12 protein-coding genes and 2 pseudogenes are annotated in these 18,886 nt (G+C 43.1%); 6 read left to right on the top strand and 8 right to left on the bottom strand.

Annotated elements, in window-relative coordinates:
- Positions 1–145: 145 nt before the first annotated feature.
- From ACM0OS_RS20695 to ACM0OS_RS20685, 3 genes and pseudogenes are all read left to right on the top strand, one after another.
- Positions 146–334: pseudogene (locus ACM0OS_RS20695) on the top strand (hypothetical protein); the annotation flags it as partial.
- Positions 335–395: 61 nt separating this feature from the next.
- A complete protein-coding gene (locus tag ACM0OS_RS20690; RefSeq protein ID WP_414545082.1) occupies positions 396–695 on the top strand; it encodes a DUF5132 domain-containing protein in 300 nt (99 codons plus the stop codon).
- Positions 696–815: 120 nt separating this feature from the next.
- Positions 816–1,406 (top strand): HMA2 domain-containing protein, encoded by a 591-nt coding sequence (locus ACM0OS_RS20685; RefSeq protein WP_414545081.1) that lies wholly within the window; start codon positions 816–818, stop codon positions 1,404–1,406.
- 32 nt (positions 1,407–1,438) lie between these two features.
- On the opposite strand, the gene ACM0OS_RS20680 is transcribed toward ACM0OS_RS20685, so the two are convergent.
- Together ACM0OS_RS20680 and ACM0OS_RS20675 are read right to left on the bottom strand one after the other, a co-directional pair.
- Positions 1,439–2,674 carry a PQQ-dependent sugar dehydrogenase gene (locus ACM0OS_RS20680; protein WP_414545080.1) on the bottom strand — a complete coding sequence of 412 codons (1,236 nt, stop codon included), beginning with the start codon at positions 2,672–2,674 and terminating at the stop codon, positions 1,439–1,441.
- Between the two features lie 144 nt (positions 2,675–2,818).
- Positions 2,819–3,634 (bottom strand): carbon-nitrogen hydrolase family protein, encoded by an 816-nt coding sequence (locus tag ACM0OS_RS20675; RefSeq protein WP_414545079.1) that lies wholly within the window; start codon positions 3,632–3,634, stop codon positions 2,819–2,821.
- 197 nt (positions 3,635–3,831) lie between these two features.
- Here ACM0OS_RS20675 and ACM0OS_RS20670 point away from each other — a divergent pair.
- A pseudogene (locus tag ACM0OS_RS20670) lies at positions 3,832–4,001 on the top strand (MarC family protein); the annotation flags it as partial.
- An 85-nt stretch (positions 4,002–4,086) separates the two neighbouring features.
- Here the strand turns inward: ACM0OS_RS20670 and ACM0OS_RS20665 are convergent.
- Positions 4,087–4,359 carry a hypothetical protein gene (locus tag ACM0OS_RS20665; protein WP_414545093.1) on the bottom strand — a complete coding sequence of 91 codons (273 nt, stop codon included), beginning with the start codon at positions 4,357–4,359 and terminating at the stop codon, positions 4,087–4,089.
- Positions 4,360–5,180: 821 nt separating this feature from the next.
- On the opposite strand from ACM0OS_RS20665, the gene ACM0OS_RS20660 reads away from it, so the two are divergent.
- Entirely contained in the window at positions 5,181–8,138 is a 2,958-nt protein-coding gene (locus ACM0OS_RS20660; RefSeq protein WP_414545078.1) for a zinc-dependent metalloprotease, read from the top strand.
- A gap of 178 nt (positions 8,139–8,316) precedes the next feature.
- Here the strand turns inward: ACM0OS_RS20660 and ACM0OS_RS20655 are convergent, their stop codons facing one another.
- Entirely contained in the window at positions 8,317–8,610 is a 294-nt protein-coding gene (locus ACM0OS_RS20655; protein WP_414545077.1) for a hypothetical protein, read from the bottom strand.
- 69 nt (positions 8,611–8,679) lie between these two features.
- On the opposite strand from ACM0OS_RS20655, the gene ACM0OS_RS20650 reads away from it, so the two are divergent.
- Complete coding sequence (locus tag ACM0OS_RS20650; RefSeq protein ID WP_414545076.1) at positions 8,680–10,119, top strand: carotenoid oxygenase family protein; 1,440 nt, start codon at positions 8,680–8,682, stop codon at positions 10,117–10,119.
- A gap of 2 nt (positions 10,120–10,121) precedes the next feature.
- Here ACM0OS_RS20650 and ACM0OS_RS20645 read toward each other — a convergent pair whose 3' ends face one another.
- The 4 genes from ACM0OS_RS20645 to ACM0OS_RS20630 form a co-directional block, all read right to left on the bottom strand.
- Complete coding sequence (locus tag ACM0OS_RS20645; RefSeq protein WP_414545075.1) at positions 10,122–13,877, bottom strand: PAS domain S-box protein; 3,756 nt, start codon at positions 13,875–13,877, stop codon at positions 10,122–10,124.
- The gene (locus ACM0OS_RS20640) at positions 13,874–14,125 is read right to left on the bottom strand and encodes a helix-turn-helix domain-containing protein (RefSeq protein WP_414545074.1); all 252 of its coding nucleotides are present in this window, start codon (positions 14,123–14,125) and stop codon (positions 13,874–13,876) included. Before ACM0OS_RS20640 ends, ACM0OS_RS20645 begins: the two co-directional genes overlap by 4 nt.
- 132 nt (positions 14,126–14,257) lie before the next feature.
- Entirely contained in the window at positions 14,258–16,402 is a 2,145-nt protein-coding gene (gene topA / locus ACM0OS_RS20635) for a type I DNA topoisomerase (RefSeq protein WP_414545073.1), read from the bottom strand.
- 625 nt (positions 16,403–17,027) lie between these two features.
- Positions 17,028–18,506 carry an alpha-amylase gene (locus ACM0OS_RS20630; protein ID WP_414545072.1) on the bottom strand — a complete coding sequence of 493 codons (1,479 nt, stop codon included), beginning with the start codon at positions 18,504–18,506 and terminating at the stop codon, positions 17,028–17,030.
- Positions 18,507–18,886: the final 380 nt, after the last annotated feature.

Genomic DNA, 18,886 nt, shown 5'->3' with positions numbered 1-18,886 from the left:
TCGCAATCTATAATGCTACATTTTATTTCTAATTGCACTTAAATTTCTAAATTATGTAGCTAGCAACGGTCAACTTCAAGCTAGAATTAAATGGCCAGCAAAACAGCAAGAATTACATAGTTGATTACAGGCGATCGCGCGTTAAGCCAAAAAACTAATTCAGCAAAATATTAATATTATTGCCATCCCTAACATACCAGCAATGGCGATCGCAGTTTTGTTTGGTCTGAACCCCTGAGCAGCAAAAGTACTTAACAATGGCTTAACCATTGTTGCCGGAGTCAACGGTTTACGTCTCATCCTCAGAAACAGAACTCTGCCATTAGCAGGATGAGATGAACATAGAGCGCAGACTAACCTAAAAAGCTTTATCACATCTATGGAGATAATTTACTATGGCACCTAAAATTACTGATTTCGTTGAAGATGCTGGCGCTCCTGGAATCATCGCCGGCATAGGCGCTGTATTATTAGCACCTGTGATGATTCCTGTAGTTGCCGGAATTGGTAAACCCATAGCCAAGTCCCTGATTAAAGGTGGCATTGTCGCCTACGAAAAGAGTAAAGGCGCATTTGCAGAAATGGGCGAAACATGGGAAGACATTATGGCTGAAGTCAAAGCTGAAATTGCCGAAGAAAAAGAAACCCCAGCATTTGAAACTGCTGTTGGCGATCACACAGGAGATCATGGCTAATTTATCTGCCATGAAAAGTTTGTAGTGAGGACTTTAGTCCTCAAAATAAAACTCAAGCCCTCACTACAACCCATAAGTTGATCTAGCAAAATCACAAACATAATTTAGGAAGGCTACTGTGTGTTAACAAATAATCATGGTAATCCCACCAAAATAGCCAAAATCATTGAGCAAGCAAGCTTAAACAAATTATCTAGACCTATATCTACAAAAATCATCAGTGAAACCCCAGGAAGACTTAGGTTGAGAATTGCTCGACCATATCGTCATGATAGGGAAATGCAGCGCATTACTAATGTCCTCAAAGCGCAACCTGAAATCAGTCAAGTGCGGACAAATATTAATTATGGCAGCATCATCATCAACCATGATGGTGATGATGAAACCTTAGAAAAAGTACTGACCACGCTACTGGATTTAGGCGTTAATTTTGTAGATATTACTGAGGGTAAATCTGAAGCTGTCACAAGTATCACTAGCGCATTTGCTGATTTCAATCAACAATTTGAACAGGCCACAAATGGCGAAGTTGATTTGCGCTTACTGTTCCCTTTAGGACTGACTATGCTATCTATGCGGCAAATCTGGGTTAAAGGTTTGCAACTAGAAATAATCCCCTGGTACGTGTTGGCATGGTATGCATTTGATAGTTTTATGAAACTAAATAGTACCAACCAAGTACAGAATAGCACCTACACCCAAGAAAACTAATCTCAGCCTGCCTACGAGACAGACTAAAAATTTTATTGTTGCGTGATGCGGAGGATTTTATCCTGATCTGGAGGACAATTACCACGACCATCACAATTACTAGTAGTGATGTATAATTCGTTGTCTGCACCCATGATGACATCCCTAATTCTCCCAAAACCATTTGGCGAACTTCCCTGAAAGTAAACTTCATGAGTTTGCACTTGTCTAGGATTATCTGCATCAAATACAACTCGATGCAGATGTTGGGAACGCAGAGTGCCAATAATTAAATTACCCTTCCACTCAGGAATAGAATCTCCTGTATAAATTGCGGCTCCACCTGGCGGTACAGCTTCACGCCAAACCAGTGATGGAGGTACTAATCCTGGTTCAGCTTCGCAGTTTTCCACTGCCGGCCAGCCCATATTTTCACCTGCTTGTAACACAGACAGTTTATCCTCACCCCTTCTGCCTAATTCTCCACTGGGGCCGTGGTCTGTGACAAACAACGTAGATGGATTGTGCCAATCAAAACCTTGGGTATTACGAATACCCGTAATAAACACAGGATTACCTGGAAATGGATTATCTGCTGGAACTTGTCCATCTGGAGTTACACGCAGAATCTTACCTGCTAAACTATCAACATCTTGAGATATTTGTGGTTCTCTGGCATCTCCAGTCCCGATATAAAGCATTCCATCTGGGCCAAAGCGCAAGCGACCACCATTATGAAAAAGAGCCGCCGGAATATCATCAATAATTATCTGGTCTGATGATGCACTATTGCCATCTGATGACAACTGCCAACGTTCAACTCGATTGATGGGCGAGCCATCTTTATCCACAGTGTAGTACAAGTAAAAAAATCGGTTAGTGGCAAAATCAGGATGAGCGGCAATTCCTAGTAAGCCACCCTCCCCTGAGGCTGTTATTTCTAAAGTAGCTACAGGCGATTCTTGCAATTCTCCATTTTGCACTAATCGCACTCTACCCGGTCTTTCTGTTACCAGCATCTGGTTATTGGGTAAAAAGGCAATTCCCCACGGAACCTCTAAGCCTGTGACGACTTCTTCTGCTCGTACTTTCACCTGTCCTGGGGAACCAACGCCGTTTTCCACAAATTGACAAGTTGCAGCTTCAGTAGTTACGGCTGTTGTCTGCACTGGTGATGTTGGTTCTTGGTTATTGTTGGTACCGATTGAGCCAGTTGTATTACCGTTGCAAGACACCAGCCCCATGAGGCTGAGACTAATTAGCAGTTTGCTAGTTTTTGGTAGGTTCATGTTGAAATTCAACTGTTTTTCATCTATACACAACTTAGATCATAATTAATACTTCATGGGCAGATTAAAAGATATTATCCAAAAAAATTAAGTGCAGGAGTACAATCAAGCCACTACCTGCACTCTTTCCCGTTCCCTGCTATATCAACTAAATACCCGGTGTTCTAGAGAAGGCATTTGACGACGGACTTGTTCTAATCGACTGGGTTTGATTTCGGCGATCGCAATGCCTGGTTTTTCACCAGCATCAGCTAAAATGACTCCCCAAGGGTCGATAATCATGGCGTGTCCGTGGGTTTGGCGACGACCATAGTTATTGCCTGTTTGAGCAGGAGCGATAACGTAGGCAGTATTTTCAATGGCTCTAGCTTGTAATAATACTTGCCAGTGGTCTTTGCCTGTAAAGGCGGTGAAAGCAGCCGGGACAAACATGACATCAGCGCCTTTATCTGACAAATGCCGATATAGTTCTGGAAAGCGGACATCGTAACAAACCGAAAGTCCTATATTACCCAGATGTTCTGAGAAATAAACTGAGGGTAAGTCTTTACCAGCCACCACCGTACTAGATTCTCGATAAGTGTTGCCATCTGGGACATTAACATCAAATAAATGTACTTTGTAGTAACGGGTAAGTTCTTGCCCACTGGAATCGATAAGTATTGTCGTGTTATAAACTTGGCTGGTATTTTCTACGGGAACTGGAAAGCTGCCACCCAAGATGGTAATTTGGAAGCGCTGCGCCATTCTTTTGAGAAATTGAGCAGTTTCCCGATAAATTTCGGCTGCTTGTGCGAGTTTCTCTGTTTCTTCTCCCATAAAAGAAAAGTTTTCTGGCAACCCAACTAATTCAGCACCTCGACGCACAGCAAGATCAATTAACTCTTCTGCCTGTACCAAGTTTTTGTGTAAATTGGGTACACTTGTCATTTGAATAGCGGCGGCTAAATAAGACTTCATAGATTCAACAAAAAACAGTGAATTTATCTGGGATAGATTTTAAAAATATATCCTTACTTTAAGGGCTGCGGGGCTTTTCTTAAATTTAGGCACCTTTTTCCTCTATGGTGATGGAAAACTGAGCAAGAGTCAGGTGAGGTTGTTATCAAACCTTGATAAACCCTGTTTGTTGTGGATACCTATGTTTTTGTCTAAACTTGATTGCTGTGTTTGGTGTGGCGGATGCTGTAGGCAATATACCAGTAGTTTTGGTTTTGACCAAGGGCATGAAACCAGACAAGAGAAACCAAGTTATAGCTCAAGCGATTATAGTAGCGATCGCACGGCTGGATTATTTACTCTTGCTGGTCAAAAAATTTTGATATACTCCCCCGAAGAAAATTCGGGGGATGCTACTTCAGGAAGCGATTACAGGCAGAGCCAGTCTCATCTCACATAACCCAAGAGGTAAACTAGATAACTTTTGATGCGATAATACCAATAAATACAGCAAGACCTAGCGCTCTGCGAAAATAATTAACGCCTTGAAATAATTCCATCCACGCCCAAGTAAATAAGGAGCCATTTGCTAGTACATCTAACACTGTATTGATTTTGCCCTCTGTAAAAACTAGAGCGAGTGTACTAGCTACTATCCAAACAATAAGCGGTGGGTTTGGCATCTGAGCTAAAACAATCTCGCCATTGCTGTCCCTAAATGTTTTATTAATGAATGTATTTTCCATCATGTTTAATTGCAATTCTTTAATATATTGAAACATTCAGGCAAATCTGTTTCCAACCATCTAATTGCTGAGATTAGAGCGCTAAAGACTATATTCAGAGGCATACTCACAAGGAATCAGCCAATATATAATAATCTGCCTTGATTTTTGTATCTGGCGTGGCGTAGCCATACCTATTTGCATAGGTGAGGGCTAGGGAAAACTAGGAAAAACCTTTTTATTAGCTTTAATTACTAAGTAGAAAGGCGTAAATAATTAAAGTTTTGTAGTGAGGACTTTAGTCCTCAAATAAGGGCTGTACTGCTTCGCCGTAGGGTAGCCCTGACTACGAAATGAATTTTAATTATTTTACATTGCTTAACATAGTTTGATTTTTTCTCGCCTACTTACTGAGATGAAAATTGAGCATCAATTAAAAAATTTGTGCTATCTTTACGGCAAATTAACGTATTCTTAGCGAAATTATGAGATTTTTGCGGCATTTATTCTAATCTAGTGTCAGAATAATACGTACCATTAGCTACCAATGCGATTGTTAAGAAAAATACTACAGTAAAACAGCACAATATGAATTAGAAATAAAAATTAAAACTTAAATCAAATAACAGCCTAACTTTTCACGGTATCAGGAAAACCTCTCTCTAAATCTCTCTCCTCGCAGGTGAGAGACTTTCAATTCCTGTTTAGGAAGTTAGATTTTTCGTGGATTTTTCTACATGACGTGAAAAGTCAAAAATAATGGCAACATGGTGGTTGTCTAAGGATGCTTTACTTGGTCAAAATTAAAAATTAACTAGCAATAGTTATTAGGGATGAATGAAATGCATAAAGTAACTTTTTATATATTTTTGTTGCATGGTTTGTTTTTAGGAGTAATGACTGCTAGTGCTGCTGTCAATTCAGTTTTATTTACCCAGAAACCAGCAAATGCAGTGTCGGCAATTCCAGAGACAAAAAAAAATGGGGAACGCAATTTAGGAACAAATGTCTTGGGAGAATCACAGCCCCGTCAGTTACTAGGGCGTTACGACCAAGTTTGGGTAATTAATCAGCAAGAACAGGCACAAAGTCAGCCTTTTACCTGGGTAGTTCCAGATCAGAAAATCGCCGGACAGCAACCTTTTTTACAAGCTGACAACACTACCGACAAGCCTGATACGTCAGAAAAACCAACAACTAAAGAAGAATTAGAGCCTTTTGATGAAGTAGTAAAAGACACGGAAAAGTTGTCTGGTCTATTCAACCTTTATCGCCATAAAGAAAATAATAAAATCTATCTAGAAATTAAACCAGAGCAGCTTAACAAAAACTACTTGGCTACGGCTACCCTAGAATCAGGCATTGGGGAAAGAGGTATTTATAGTGGGATGCCTTTACAAGATTTTTTATTTTATTTCCAACGGGTGAATAACAACTTACAATTTGTGATTCGTAATGTAAATTTTCGCACCCGTCCAGGAGATCCGCAAGCGCGATCGCTCGCCCGTTCGTTTAGTGATTCTATTCTCTATACAATTTCCATCAAAAGTATTCATCCAGAACGCAAAACTCTCCTGATTGATTTGGGTGATTTGCTGTTGACTGACTTAGCTGGTCTATCTTTAAATTTAGGGCTTTCCGCCAGTACAGACCAATCTTATTTTGGTAGTGCCAAAGCCTTTTCGCAAAACTTAGAAGTGGAATCAGTGCTGAATTTTTCAGGTGGTGGTAGTAGCAGCGAATCAGAGATGCCGGGTTTTAGCGCCTTGGCTGACAGTCGAGGCTTCACTTTGCGGATTCATTACAGCCTTTCCCAACTCCCAGAGAATAGTTACCGTCCACGATTGGCTGACGAACGTGTAGGTTATTTTATCACCGCCTACCAAGACTTAACTAAAGACGATCGCGGTGATCCTTTTGTGCGTTACATTAATCGTTGGCATTTGGAAAAGCAAGATCCCAACGCCGCTATTTCTCCACCCAAACAACCAATTGTCTTTTGGGTAGATAACGCCGTACCTTTCGAGTACCGTGATGCCATTAAAGAAGGCGTACTCATGTGGAATCAAGCCTTTCTCAAAGCTGGATTCAAAGATGCCATCGAAGTCCGGCAAATGCCAGATAATGCGTCATGGGACCCCGCAGATATCCGTTACAACACAATACGCTGGATTAATACCATAGACGGTTTCTTTGCAATGGGGCCATCCCGCGTTAATCCCTTGAATGGGGAAATTTTGGACGCAGACATCCTCGTTGATGCCAGTTTTGTGCGTTTACTCAAGAGTGAGTATCGCAAAGTTGTCCAACCCAATCAAACACAAACGCAAACATCAAATCGCAATTCCTTAACGGCGTGGGTGCAAAATCGATTTCTGTGCCGCAATAGTTTCACCGCTAAAGGTAACGAAGTTTCTCCACAGCAAAAAGGGATTTTTCAGCATTTATCTAAATTAGCTGGTGAGTATGATTTGTGCTATGGCATGGAAGCAGCTAATCAATTGGCCTACGGTTCTTTGGCCATGTCACTACTGCAAGACACTCCACCCACCCAAGACCAGATGCAAAAGTATATTCATCAATACTTACGCTTAATTATTGCTCATGAAGTGGGTCATACTCTGGGTTTACGCCACAATTTCCGGGGTAGTACCATGCTATCACCAGAGGAAATGAATAATCCCGAAATTACCCGTATCCAAGGAATGGTATCTTCAGTCATGGATTACATTCCACCCAATATTGCCCCTCAAGGAGTAAAGCAGGGTGAATATTTTCCCAGTACGGTGGGGCCTTATGATGAGTGGGCGATTCAGTATGGATATACTCCCTCTAACGCCAGAACTCCCATGGCCGAAAAACCATTTTTACAAGAAATTGCTAGCAAGTCTTACAAGCCTGAGTTGAGTTACGCCACAGATGAAGATATTTTTGACCTCGATCCCACAGCCGATGCTTGGGACAATAGTAATGATGTGCTGCTGTATTCACAATGGCAATTAGATAATTCGCGGCTGATGTGGGAACGTCTGAAAAAACGTTATCCGGCATCTGGCGATAGTTACAGCGATTTGAGTGAACGTTTTAGTACAGTGTTGGGGAATTATTTTCAGAATGTTTACTATGCTACTAAGTATATTGGTGGTCAATCGTTTTACCGTCTACGATCTAGTGATATTTCATCCAACCAGCCGCGCCGATTACCATTTGAACAAGTGAGTGTGAAACAACAACGGCAAGCATTAAAAACACTACAAAAGTATGTATTTGCCGAAGATGCCATGACTTTTTCCCCTGAACTGCTGAATAAGTTAGCACCTTCTCGTTGGTATCATTGGGGGAGTTTTCCTCGGATGGGTCGTTTAGATTATCCCATTCACGATTTAGTGTTGTTGTTGCAGAGTGGGGTTTTACGGGATTTACTCTCAGGCGATCGCCTTTCCCGCATTAAGGATATTGAACTCAAAACTGAACCAGGGGAAGCACTGACTATACCAGAACTTTTTGATACTTTACAAAACGGTGTCTGGACAGAAGTAATTCAACCCCAAGGCAGATCACTAAAGATCAATAGTTTGCGGCGAGGCTTGCAACGCGAGTATTTGGATATCTTAATTGGTATGGTATTGCGAAAAGAATATGTCCCCGAAGATGCCCGCACATTAGCTTGGTATAATCTCAGACAGCTTCATGGACAATTGCGGCGAGTAAATTCGCAAGATCAATATACCAAAGCCCACTTATTAGAAACACGCGATCGCATTGAGAAAGCCTTGAATGCGCCTTTGCAGGGTAATTAGGTTGGGGATGGAAGTGAAAAAGCAAGGGGGCAGGGAGGCAGGGTGCAGGGGTGCAGGGTGCAGGGGGGAAAGATTTCGCATTAGTACCAAAATCTTTGTTTTCATCTCCCCATCTCCCCATCTCCCTTATCTCTCTTCAGCCAATCGACCGAGGAGAGATATTTAACACTGTGTTAGTTTATTCTTGAGATTCATCAGAAATAGCTTCTGATTCAGGTTCCGATTCAGCTTTGATGGGAGGCTGAAATTTAGCGGGTTTTGGCCCGCGTGCCAGGGCGGGATTACCCTGCTGTTTAATTTCATCCTTAAAAGATGCTTTCTTGCCACCACCAGACGAGCGATTAAGATTAATAGTTGGTTTTGCGCTTTTGGGATTAGATTCAATAGCAGGTGTAGAATCTGGGTTTTCGGCATTGTTGTCAGTATTAGCTTGGGACTGACGTTCCGATTTCTTAATAGGACGTTCTACCATTGTTAATTTTTATAAAGTTATTTGTATAATACATTGGTTTGTCGAGGAGCAAACAGAAAAAATTTTTCTATGATTAATACCATTCAACCATTAACCCGTAAAGCTTGGGCAGGTGCGATCGCTGAACCAGCAACAGAATTTCCCCTCACTCCATTGCCAATTATTGCAGGTAAAGTCCCTGATGGCTTGCGGGGTACACTCTATCGTAATGGCCCTGGACGGTTAGAACGGGATGGTGTGCGTGTAGGACACTGGTTTGATGGTGATGGGGCTATTCTGGCAGTTAACTTTACTGATGCCGGGGTGACTGGCACTTATCGTTATGTGCAAACTGCTGGTTATCAAGCAGAAACCGCAGCAGGTAAATGGCTCTATGGCAATTATGGCATGACTGCACCAGGGCCCATTTGGCATCAATGGCTGAAACCAATTAAGAATGCTGCTAATACTTCGGTGTTGGCATTACCTGATAAGTTGTTGGCACTTTGGGAAGGCGGAAATCCCCACGCCCTGGATTTGGAAACTTTAGCAACCTTGGGTTTAGATAACTTAGACCATTTGCCACCAGAATCACCTTATTCTGCACATCCCAAAGTTGACTACAAAACCAAAGAAATTTTTAACTTTGGTCTTAGTCCTGGACTCAACGCCACGCTGAATGTTTACAAAAGTGATTTTACTGGCAAGATTATTCAAAAAGCCAAGTTCACACTAGAGGGTGTCCCCCTCATCCATGATTTTGTTTTAGCTGGACAGTATTTGATATTTTTTCTGCCGGCGGTGCGCTTAAATATATTTCCTGCCTTAGTGGGACTCAGTTCCTACAGTGAGGCGCTGAATTGGCAACCGCAAGCGGGAACTCAAATTTTGGTGATTGATCGAGAAACTTTATCTTTAGTAAGTCGGGGAGAAGCTGAACCTTGGTATCAGTGGCATTTTGGTAATGGTTATGTAGATGCTGATGGTTTAGCAGTAGTAGATATTGCCCGTTATCAAGACTTTCAAACAAATCAATATCTTCAAGAAGTCGCTACAGGTGAAACTCATACCCCAGCGAAATGTACGCTAACAAGAGTGCATCTGCAACCCCAAACAGGTAAGGTGACATCAATTCAGCCATTGTTTGACAGAAGTTGTGAATTTCCCAATGTACTACCGCAAAATGTAGGTCAGGCGTCGCAGTACACATACATGTCTATATTTCGCCAAGGAACAGACATTAGCCAAGAAATATTAAATGCGATCGCCCGTTTCGATCACCAGACAGAAACCCTCACCGAAGCAGACTTAGGAGAAAATCGCTATCCTTCGGAACCCCTACCTGTGCAAGATACCCAAAACCCTGAACAAAGTTGGGTGTTAACAGTGGTTTACGATGGTAATTCTCATAGTAGCCAAGTGTGGGTATTTGATGGCGATCGCCTAGATGCAGAACCCGTTTGCAAATTAGGATTACCCGGTGTCGTTCCCCCCAGTTTCCACGGTAATTGGCAGGCATCCAAAAATTAAACTCAACTTTTCAGTAAACTGACAATTGCCTTGACTAACATCTCTACCTCAACTGGTTTTGGGATGTGCTTTTGGAATCCTGCTTGTAGTGCTTGTTGCTGGTTGAAGTCTCCCGCGTAGGCAGTGAGAGCGATCGCCCTAACTTGTCCGCCTTGCTCTTTTGGCAATGCCCTGACCTGTTGCATGAGCATATAACCATCCACTTCTGGCATTCCAATATCACTCAGCAGAATATCTGGCTGGGAGTGAATTAGTGTTGTCATGGCTTCATGAGCATTGCTAGCAGTCATTACCTTGGCCCCAGCTTGCTCCAAGACAAAGGCAATAAATTCTCTTGAATCAGATTCGTCATCCACAACCAAAACTCGAATACCAGTTAAATCAGTAACTAGCTCTGATGATTGAGCATTCTGGGTGATGGTTGTTTGTGTAGGCATAAGTGGAAGTCTCACAGTAAATGTTGCGCCCATTCCCTCCCCTAAGCTCTGGACTTCAACCGTTCCACCATGCAGTTCGACCAAGTGCCGCACAATTGCCAGCCCTAATCCTAACCCACCAAATTTCCGGGTTGTGGCTGCATTTGCTTGGCGGAAGTAGTCAAACACATAGGGCAGAAAATCGGTGGCAATCCCCTGTCCTGTGTCGCAAATTGTAATTTGGGCATGGGCCGATTGCTGTTCGAGGATGATATTTACTTGCCCTCCAGAATCGGTGAACTTCACCGCATTAGACAGAAGATTCCAAATTACTTGCTGTAAGCGAGTAGCATCACCTAATACGAAACACTCATTTACCTCAAAACTTACTTCTACGTCAATTGATTTGGCTTGGGCTGCCAGCTGCATAGTTTCCATTGCCCCTTGAATAGTAGAGACAAGGTTCAGCGGAGCTATATTCAGGCTGAGTTTACCGCGCAAAATCCGAGATACGTCCAAAAGGTCTTCAATTAATTCCAATTGCAACTTGGCGTTGCGTTGGATTGTGGAAAGTGCTTGAGCAGTCTTGGCTGCATTCAATTTGTTTTTTTGTAGCAGATTTGACCATCCTAAAATCGGATTCAGCGGCGATCGCAATTCATGAGACAGCACTGCTAGGAACTCATCTTTGATGCGATTGACACGTTCGGCTTCTTCTCGTGCGGTCTTTTCTTGTTCTAAAAGTTTTTGGCGCAGGGCTTCATTTTGTCGTTGCTCAATTAAGTCAGCAGCTTGACGTGCTAGTAAATCCAGAAATCGCAGTTCGCGATCGCTCGGTTGATATTGTGTGCGCCAGTGAGTTGAAACCATGCCTACCAGCTTACCCGAACGAGAAATCAGTGGTGTTGACTGGGAGCAGACATATCCAGCTTCCAGATGTATTCGCCGAGAGCCACAAGGTCTGTCGTTTTCTAGTTCATCAAAGTTAATGAATGCTCGTTGTCTTGTTGCTAGGGCAATGCTACAGGATGTCTGAAAACTCGCGTCCACGTACTCAAAAGACTCAGCCATCGTTTGGTTAAAACCCTGCGTAGCCAGCAACAGCATCTGTTGCGTTGTCTTATTGAAGAATTGAAAAGAACCAGCATCCGCCTGCATCAGTGCGATGGCAGCCGCTAAAATCTCGTTGTAAATTAACCCAATATCACATTCGCTAGTGAATCTGACGCTCAGGTCACGCAATAATTGTGTATCTCTTAAATCTGCGGCAATAGCAGCTTCTGCACATTTATATTCGCTGATATCCTTAAACAAAACTGCCACCTTGCGCTCGTGTGGCTCACCGATCCGGAAGGCATAAACGTCAAACCACCGCCCCATTGACTCGGCATGATCCGTAAAGCGTTTTGGCTCGCCTGTGAGCGCCACCTTGCCGTAGATATCAAACCAGAAACCCTCAATGTTTGGCACCAGCTGGCGAATGGTTTTACCTAGGGCATTCGTCATTCCAGTTTGCTTCAAGAAGGCTGGATTAATTTCAATGTAGCGATAGTCAATGGGCTTGTCTTGTTCGTCGAAAACTAACTGCAAAATGCAAAAGCCTTCATCCATCGATTCAAATAACGCACGATATTTTGCTTCTGATACACGTAATGCTGCTTCAGTTCGGGCGCGTTCCAGGCGGGGAAAGATGCGATTTGAAATTTCTTCAATTAGTGCAATTTCATCGTCGCGCCAGTCCCGTGGACGCGAGTCACAGATAGCGATGTAATGCGTCCATCTGCCATTGTGGTGAAACGGAACAGTGACAAATGAGTGCATCTTCAGTGCAGCGTAACCATCTGTATTAGTGCGTGGGTCAGTTTGTGTATCACGAATCACAAATGTTTCCCCACAGCGACTTGCCAGCTCAAATTCCTCACTCAAGTAATCTTTGATGCGGAATGTACCCATCGTACTTGGGACTTCGGTGCTGTTCCAGCCATAATGAACCGTTACCTCCCTTTGTGGTTCATCAACATCGTTGAAGTTACAAGTTGTAATCTCCAGATAAGCGCCAATCTTTGCTCCGACTGTTTGCATGATCTCATCGGCACTCGAAAGGCGGGAAAAGTCATCAGCTATGTCGGCTAAGAAGGCGGCGTTTGCTTCGCGGCGTTTGCTCTCGGTGATGTCACGCGTAGTACCTGCAATGGCGACAACCTGCCTCTGCTGATCAAACACGGGCGTAAAGATGTAGTCGTAAATGCGTCGCCCAGAGCTACCAGTGAACGGCACTTCGCCTCGAATTGGTTGCCCCGTGGCGATTACTTTTTCGATCTCCTGGTCATGCATTAGTGCGTGCCACGGCTCGTAGCCCAATTCCAGGCAGTTGCGACCGATCGCCTCATCCCAAGTTTTTCCCCACATTTTCAGCAGACCCTCGTTAGCGTAGATGAAGCGATGGTTCAGGTCGAACACATAAGCCAGATCGGGCGTGGTGGTCAGCACGGCTTCGTACAATCGCCTTTGCTCGTCCAGTGTGGCTTCAATACGCTTGCGTTCACTCAGGTCAACGGTAACTGCTAATACACTGCGCCCATTACCCTGCTCATCGTCAAGACAACTTAACCGACTGTTTGCCCAAACAGTTGTTCCATCTAAGCGCAGGTATCGCTTATCGAGTGAAACTGCCTCTTTTGTCTGAATCAGTGTGGCAAAAGCCTCTAAAGTTTGAGCTATATCTTCTGGGTGAGTCACATCGAGTATACTTGCTGCTAATATCTCCTCACGTGACCTCCCCAGAATGCGGCATAGTTCATCATTAACTCTCTGAAAATGCCCGTCTAGGGAGATTTCGCCCAGCCCTACTTTTGCTTGAGAAAAAATTGCTGAAAATCGCTGCTCGCTTTCACACCATAGCTCTGGAGAAAGTTGATGTTCGTTGTCACTGTATCTACTTTCAGTAATATCCCGACAAACACATAATAAACTTTCAACTTGCCCATCGGCTCCTCGAATCGGGCTAACTTTGCTGTCCCACCATTTAGCTTCACCCAGCAGCGTTGGACAATATCCTTGAAAGGTGAACACTTGGCCTGTTTTTGCCAACGATATTGCTCTGGCTGCTGCTTGGCGATCTGCTCCTAACCAGAACTTAGTCCAGGACTGTTTGAGGAAAGGCGTTATATCCTCAATACCCAACAATGTTTGTCCACCTCGGTTCATGAACAGAACCTGTCCCTCTAAGTCCAATACCTTAATGCAGTCATCGCTACTATCGAATATCTGCTGATGAAACCGGAAATTGATATGGGATAGCTCCTCGCCTGCAAAACTAGAGCCGTCGAGGCGATCGCTCATCTGGAGCCTCCATCCTCATTTCCAAAGTATTTGCTTAGTAAATCTTGACCTGCATCACCCAAAGAATGCAGCAAATTCTTTATCTGCTTCAATGCTACAGGCAAGGGTTTTGTCCGTCCGTTCTCCCAGCGATTAATACTCTGAAATGAAAAACCTAACTTCTTGGCAAACTTAGCTTGCGATAGCTTCAGGCGTTGTCTTGTTTCTCTTACCAGATGTGCTAGGTCTGATTGCTCAATCACAGGCATAAGGCATGAAGGATCAAATTACATTTTCATTACATATAACACCTGTTATATGTGCGCCCGATCCATCAATAGACACAAACCTTGAGGCTGAATTTCCTGTTAAGGGCAAGGTAGGACATTTTGTAGTTGGATTTATCCCCCTAAATCCCCAAATTTCGGACTCCACCACCCTTTGGCTGTATTGAAATAAGCCACATCTTTGTGTTTTTTATCCTGGCGAGATTGAGGATTTGAACACCGGAGCATTGTCTTCTGCTGCCCATCTTTTGTATAACTGTACACTTCCAAAGGCTTTTGACATACAGGACAAAGATGCGGAGTTATCTTAGCTGGAGGTTTTTGCTGACTTTCTTGAGTGCGGGGTGCTGACCAAGATTTGCTATGGTCGCTCCAAAACAACACCACATTTTCACAACCACTGGTACATTTGAGAAAATACTTTTTTTTAACCTTAGTGCTAGGTATTTTGGACATCAAATTATTACACTGTGGGCAGTGAGTTCTAGAAGTTGCAAACTTACGCTCAACAGAAGCTCTACCATTTGATGCACCCGCAACTAGGGTTTTTGCCTTAGAAAGTGCAGGTACAAAGTAGTCCTGATTCCAAGTGCTGAGATATTGCTGCCATCCTTGTTTACCTTCTGCGATCGCATCTAGGGCATCTTCCATCTTGGCGGTAAATTCAGCTTCCAATAAATCAGGTAAAGCCTTCTGCAAAAACTCATCCACCTCCAAACCCAAAGCTGTGGGTTGTAGGTTATCTTTTTTCAACTCTACATAAGCCCGTTTTTTCAGGGTGGCAACAGTGGGAGCATAGGTACTGGGTCTACCAATGCCTTTGCGTTCCATCAATTGTACAAGTTTAGGTTCACTGTAACGTGGCGGCGGCTGGGTTTGCTTTTTCTCATGGGCTGCATTCGCCAGAGTGAGTGCTTGCCCTTGTTGTAACAAAGGTAACACTGAATCTTTGCTGAGATTATTCCAGTATCGAGCGTAACCGTAGAACTCAATCACCTGACCCCTGGCTTGCCACAGCAGATTTCCTGATTGCGTAATTATCTGAGTTTTTCGGAGTTGAGCCGCTTTACACTGGGATGCGATCGCCCTTTTCCAAATCATCACGTACAAATTAAATTCATCTGGTGGCAATTCCGTACGTAATTCTACTGAAGGACGGAATATATCTGTAGGACGGATAGCCTCATGCGCTTCTTGTGCAGACTTGCTGCTACGATGTTTGGCTACCTGCTGGGGTACATTTGAGGGGTCGTTTTGCTCCAACCATTGACGAGCGCTGGCACAAAATTCGGGACTCAACATCACTGAATCTGTTCGCATATATGTAATCAACCCAGCCTCATACAGCTTTTGAGCAACCTGCATGGTTTTATCGGGAGAAAACCTCAGTTTGGAACCGGCTGCTTGCTGAAGTGTGGAAGTGGTGAATGGCGGAGGTGGTTGACGATTGACAGTTTTCCCCTCGACTTGAATAACTTTATGAGGATGCTGTCTAGCTTGTTCAACTAGTCGCGTAGCCTCAGCTTCAGACAAAACACGTTTAGACTCTGGTGATTTTGTAGCATTTGGGTTGGCATCATCATTTGTGTCAGTTTCTTGCTGCTGCGTTTCCTGGCGAGAGTCTGTAGTACCTTTGTAGAAAGCCCGAAATCCTTCTGCGTAATCAACAAAGACGTTCCAGTAGTCCTGGGGGATAAACGTCAGAATTTCCCTCTCTCGTTGGCAAATCAAATGTAGAGTGGCACTCTGGACTCTGCCAACACTTTTTGCACCGTTATTTAATGCCCACACCAAGGGACTGCCTTTGTACCCTACCAACTTGTCCAGACAATCTCGACACAGCCCCGCACCAACTAAGTTAAAATCGAGTTTTCGGGAGTTGGCAATTGCTGCTCGAACTGCTGCTGCTGTAATCTCTGTGTAGACCACTCGTTTGGGTTCTTTCAATCCCAAAACTTCCTTGAGATGCCAAGCGATCGTTTCACCTTCCCTATCTGGGTCTGTTGCCAAAACAACTTCATCAACTTGTTTTACTGCGGCTTTGAGTTTTTGGATAGTTTCTTTTGCCCGTTGATCACGAGGAATATAATTGCACTTCACACGACCAGCATCTATGCTGAATCCCAGTGAATCATCGCCCTCATTACTCAGTTCTCGGATGTGACCACAACTGGCGCGAACAATCCAATCTGTACCCAAGATTTGACTGAGTTTTTTGACTTTACCGGGGGATTCGACTACAAGAAGACGCTTTGGCATGGTAGATGCGCTGTGATTACTTTATATTGATAAGCAATTATTTCCTGTACTTTAGTATAAGAGTACTATAATGATATTGATGTTCACCCTAAATATTTAACAACCATTCACAAGGCTGATGGCTACGAATATGCTTTTTAAAAGCAATGATTCGCTGTTGCTGCATTTAGTTGGCTACAATGCCCTCATACACATAAGTTCAATAATAACTACTGAAAATATTTAACTAACTTTACGCGTAAATTCGCAAGGTTAAACTTAATAAACCGTATATAAAGATACAAGCGCTATTTGAAACCCAATTTAGTAAGATTTGTTTTGCGCTATAACTGAATGTCACTAAGAAAACGTGGAATCCTTGTGAGGACTGGTTATAGGGGTATAGGGGTGTGGGGTTGCAGGTCGGAGTACTGATTTATAAGTATGATTACATCGTTTTTAATTCTTTCCCTTACACCCTCACACCCAAAAACCAGCCATATTAAGGACTTGCCCTTAACGAGCGTGCCATTCGGCCCAGGACAACTTTACTATGAGTAATGCCGTCCACCACAAGCTCCCAAGAAATCGTCAGTGCCTCTTAACAAACGTAAACCTAGAGCAATCTCGTAAGTTTGAATATTTTTTATGCTTGAATCCAAACTGATACTGAACCACCTAGACAACGAAATTCACCCCAGCCCCATTCATTGGTATATACAGGTTCTTTGATATGTTCAGTTAAGTCAATAAACTTAGTATTGGGTTTACCAACTTCCATCCATTTAATACCTTCTGAAGCATCACTCATAATGACAGCCATTCCTTGAGGGTGATCTTCATCACCTAAGCGTGTCCAACCAATAGTATTCCAATGGTCTAAATAGTTGTATTGTGGCCCGTAAGCATAATGTTTACGAGCATAAAGTAACTTATCAATAATCCAACGGTGGGAAGGCATAAAAATATTGTAACGATTGCCATCTTTCCCCCAATCTTCATACTCCGCACCATAGTAGTCAGCATGAAAGACACAAGGATAGCCTTCTTGTCGTAACAAAATAATGGCGTAAGCTAAAGGCTTAAACCAAGGTTCAACAACAGACTCCAATGCTTGTAATGGCTGTGAATCGTGATTTTCGACAAATGTCACAGCATTGCTAGGACGTTGTTGCATCATTGTGCCATCCAATATCCGGCGCATATCATAATTGCCTCCAGATTTGCTGGCTTGATGGAAGTTGTAATGTAGTGGTACGTCAAAAACTGACATCTTGCCACGAACAGCATCAACATACCAAAGCAGAGTATTAATATCGTTATACCAATACTCTCCTACCATAAATAAATCTTTACCAGCATGGCGTTCTAGTGCATCTATCCATTCAGGAAAGAACCATGTGGAAATATGTTTAATAGCATCGATGCGGAAACCATCTACTTTTGTAGTGTCAAGACACCACTTACCCCAGAAAGTAACTTCACCGCGCACCCACTCATTTTGAAAATCCAGATCACAACCCATCAAATAGGCAAAGTTGCCTTTTTCTAAGGCTACGTAGTCGTCAAAGTTTTTACCCTCTAATAAGTAAACTGTGCTGCGATCGCCACTGTTATATTCGTTATAATCAACAGCATCAAAATGCCACCAATGCCATTCAAAGTTAGAATATTTGCCTTGCCGTCCAGGGAAATTATAATGAGTGTATGTCTTAATATCTTGTAACCCACCTTTAGGATTCAGGCGATCGTCTTGAGGAAAAGGCGTTGCTTTTGGTGTTTCTATTGCATCACCGCCCATCTTATGATTTAGTACCGCATCTGCATAAACTTGCAGACTATGCGTTTGCAGAGATTTAATTGCATTAAGATACTGCTGACGTGTACCGTATTTTGTCCGCACTGAGCCTTTTTGCTCAAACTCACCTAAATCAAATAAGTCGTAAACACCATAACCCACATCAAACGACCCAGCAAAGCCCTTGTAGGCTGGTGGTAGCCACATTGCTGTAAAACCTGCATCTGCTAATTCTGGTGCTGAAGCCTCAACTTTACTCCACAAGTTCCCATCATTGGGGATATACCAGTGGAAATATTGCATCATTGTGCCATTAATCTGTGCCATGTCTCTTTGTGCCTGTAAATATCACCTTTGACGAAAGCTACAGTCGAGATTGGTGGGAATTCGGAATTTTTCATGCAATTTAATTCCGAAACTCTGGAATCAATACTTAAGAAAATGGGGAGCAGGGAACAAAGGACAAAAAATAATGTCACGCTTGAAAACGTGAAACCTAGTCAGAGCAGGGTGTCGGGTGTCGGAAAAAATCAAGAAAATTAAAAACTAGTGGGAGCATTAATAAACTTCTTTGCTACGCAACGAGCCACGCGGTAAGCGCAGCTATGCCCGCACTTGGCTTTACGTCACTACACCCCACACCCAAAAGCCTTAAGTAGCTAAACAAAATTAATTACATAGTTTTTACCAAATTCTCGAAGAATTTT

Source organism: Nostoc sp. CCY0012 (assembly GCF_963920855.1).
Lineage (GTDB): Bacteria > Cyanobacteriota > Cyanobacteriia > Cyanobacteriales > Nostocaceae > Cyanocohniella.
The sequence above is the reverse complement of the archived record's forward strand: the minus strand, read 5'-3'. Positions and strand labels throughout refer to the sequence as shown.